Origin of the sequence: Tabrizicola sp. (assembly GCF_051645465.1) — a bacterium.
In the GTDB taxonomy this organism is placed as follows: domain Bacteria; phylum Pseudomonadota; class Alphaproteobacteria; order Rhodobacterales; family Rhodobacteraceae; genus Tabrizicola.
This window is the reverse complement of record NZ_JBOFBI010000172.1, coordinates 1-2,361: the sequence shown is the minus strand read 5'-3', so window position 1 is coordinate 2,361 and position 2,361 is coordinate 1. Positions and strand designations below refer to the sequence as shown.

At 64.6% G+C, this 2,361-nt stretch carries 6 protein-coding genes; all 6 read right to left on the bottom strand.

The genetic code is table 11. From position 1 onward, the window contains the following. Window positions 1–485: GNAT family N-acetyltransferase (locus tag ACRCSW_RS11120; protein WP_438705067.1), on the bottom strand; the 485-nt coding region annotated here is incomplete at its 3' end. Then, window positions 486–794 (bottom strand): DUF1778 domain-containing protein, encoded by a 309-nt coding sequence (locus tag ACRCSW_RS11115; RefSeq protein WP_101923207.1) that lies wholly within the window; start codon window positions 792–794, stop codon window positions 486–488. Between the two features lie 90 nt (window positions 795–884). Further along, the gene (locus ACRCSW_RS11110; protein ID WP_438705065.1) at window positions 885–1,529 is read right to left on the bottom strand and encodes an antitoxin of toxin-antitoxin stability system; all 645 of its coding nucleotides are present in this window, start codon (window positions 1,527–1,529) and stop codon (window positions 885–887) included. Continuing rightward, the gene (locus ACRCSW_RS11105) at window positions 1,522–1,941 is read right to left on the bottom strand and encodes a hypothetical protein (protein WP_438705063.1); all 420 of its coding nucleotides are present in this window, start codon (window positions 1,939–1,941) and stop codon (window positions 1,522–1,524) included. The genes ACRCSW_RS11110 and ACRCSW_RS11105 overlap by 8 nt, the downstream gene beginning before the upstream one ends. A 74-nt stretch (window positions 1,942–2,015) precedes the next feature. Further along, entirely contained in the window at window positions 2,016–2,213 is a 198-nt protein-coding gene (locus tag ACRCSW_RS11100) for a hypothetical protein (RefSeq protein WP_127044699.1), read from the bottom strand. Window position 2,214: 1 nt separating this feature from the next. Then, on the bottom strand, window positions 2,215–2,361 hold a 147-nt coding region (locus ACRCSW_RS11095; RefSeq protein WP_438705069.1), incomplete at its 5' end, for a DUF6915 family protein.

Genomic DNA, 2,361 nt, shown 5'->3' with positions numbered 1-2,361 from the left:
GGCAACGGCTCAAACCCGTAGCTCTCGTAAAGCGCCTTGCGGCGCGCAACGCGGTCTGGATCGCCGCAGTCGAGCACATCGAGCATGACGACGGCGACGCCAATGGCGTCGGCCGCAACGGCAATGCGCCGTAGGGCGTCGACCAAAAGATCGCCGCCAAACCCGGCACCGCTGAACTTCCGATCCCGCCCGATCATCGAGATATAGGCGGCAGGAATGTTGCCATGCGAAGGCCGGGTCCGTGCGAACTTCGCAGGCAGATCCGTGAACTGAACGGCGTGCGCATTCAGGGCATAGAAGCCGATAACCGTCCCGTCAGGGTCGACCATCACATAGAGGCGGACATTGTCCGCCTTGGCGAGCTTGTTCGCGGTCTTCTGGAAATAGTTGTCGACTTGCTCGACCCCGCAAGAAAAAGCCGCCCGATCATGCTTCGAAGGATCGAACGGCTCGATGGTGTAGGCGGCCGGTTGTGACGTGGCCATTTACTTCGACACAACCGTGTCGCTGTGTCGACGGAAGGCCGCGCGCAGGGCATCGGTCGGCGCAGCTGGTGCATCGAGCGCCGCGAAAAACGCCTCATGATCGACCGGCTGCAGCACGGTGCGTTCATGCGCCGCGATCGTTGCCAGCGCGGCCTGATAGGCGGCGTTCATCGTGAAGACGGAGTCGTCGACGCCGGACAGTGCCGCGGCCTGCTGGATTGCAGTCTTAATGCGCGGCTTCGTCCGGAAATTCATCCGGGCCTCGTTACGCTCATCGATTGCGCGGGTGGTGTCGTGGAAACCGAGCATGGTCGCCTCCTGAAATGTCTTGTCGATATGTACGCCAGATCGACGTACGCTTCAAGCGTGCGGTCGGGAAAGTTCTTCGAAGGGCGCGCCTCACCCGAAGCGACGCCCGGCTTCCGTGAACGTGTACTCGTTGACGATGATCCCTTCTTCGATGGCCTCGTCCGATGTCAGGTGGTCGTATTCAGCCTCAAGCTGCCGGTAGAGCCAGCGGGCCAGACCACGCAGCGCCTCGGACACGATCTCCTCCGCGTCTTCGGTCGGCGGTTGCCAGGTCGGGCTGTCGCGCGTGACATCAACGGCCATGGTGTATTCGTGGTAGTAGCGGCCGCGGTGGCTGACCTCGGTGGCGAGCTGATAGAAGTTCCGCCGCTGGATGGCCTGCAGCCGGTCGGCGATGCCATGCAGCGTCGCGTCCGTGGGCGCGTAGTCCCGGATGCGCGCGGCGGCGCCCTTGGCATGGGACCAGTAACCCTCGAAGCAGGCACCGTCGCCCTGGCTCCAGAAGCCGGAAAACCAGATGCAGGGCTTGGCCCGCGTACCGCCGCCCATCAGGCGGACGGGCGTGGTCTTTAGGCGGATACCGAGGATCTCGCAGACCCGCTCGAAATCCTCGTAGACCGCGTCCCACCAGTCGTCGTGGGGCCCGATCTCGCGATACCAGCTGCGCGCCTTTTCCTTGGCGGCCTCCGAGAGTTCGGGGAACTGGTAGACGGTGGTGCAGATCACTTCAGGCATCACCGTCCTCCCCGTTCAGCGCCGCGGCCAGCCATTCCTGGCTGGTCGTCCAGCCGATGGATTTGCGGGCACCGAGATCGATGACATGCGCGCCGCCGCCGAAGGCATCGAGGCGGGGCCGGGAGCAGGTCAGGGCGTACTGGAAGCCCCAAAGTCCAATGAGGTCGAGCTCTTCAGCGAGGCGCAGGACGAAGCGGATGACGGCCTCGACATCGCCGTGGTCGTCGTCATGAACCCAGAGGCCGCTGCCTTCCGGCGCATCCTGGCGCACGAGGTCGAAGCCCGCGACCTCCGGGTCGTCGGCGTCCTGATCCGCTGCTCGCAAGCTCTGGAACAACGCGAGCGCGCGGGCAGCCTTGTCAGGGGTGCCAACGTCGAGCAGGCATGAGAAATGGGTGAAGTAATCCGCCATAGGGACCTCCTGAACGGGGAAGACCCGGCCAAGAGGCCGGGCACTGGATTGGGATGAAGGGTGGTTCGGGGCGATCAGCCTGTGGAACGGTCGCCCGCAGCCTGTCGCTCTGCATGAGCACACAGCATCTGCCGGTAGAAGCGCTTGCGCGCAGCCTGGAAGCCGCGAACTGCGCGCGTTTCGGGATGCAGCGCCCGGACGGCAGCGCGCAGGACGGCATAGGGCGACGCAGTCGCGGGAAGGCCGAGGCGCTGATAGGCCGGATCGGTCATGTCAGGTGACCTCGACCACGGGCGAGGCGAGATACGGATCGACCAGCGCCTCAATCTGTGCGGCCCGGCCCATCCATGGCTCGGGCCGGATGGCTTTCACCCAGTCGGCGAAGCTCGGGATGAAGCCGAGGTCTTCCTTCACATGCTG

Coding starts and splice junctions, on each gene's coding strand:
- ACRCSW_RS11115 (WP_101923207.1), bottom strand. CDS start 794: ATGCTCGGTTTCCACGACACCACCCGCGCAATCGATGAGCGTAACGAG.
- ACRCSW_RS11110 (WP_438705065.1), bottom strand. CDS start 1,529: ATGCCTGAAGTGATCTGCACCACCGTCTACCAGTTCCCCGAACTCTCG.
- ACRCSW_RS11105 (WP_438705063.1), bottom strand. CDS start 1,941: ATGGCGGATTACTTCACCCATTTCTCATGCCTGCTCGACGTTGGCACC.
- ACRCSW_RS11100 (WP_127044699.1), bottom strand. CDS start 2,213: ATGACCGATCCGGCCTATCAGCGCCTCGGCCTTCCCGCGACTGCGTCG.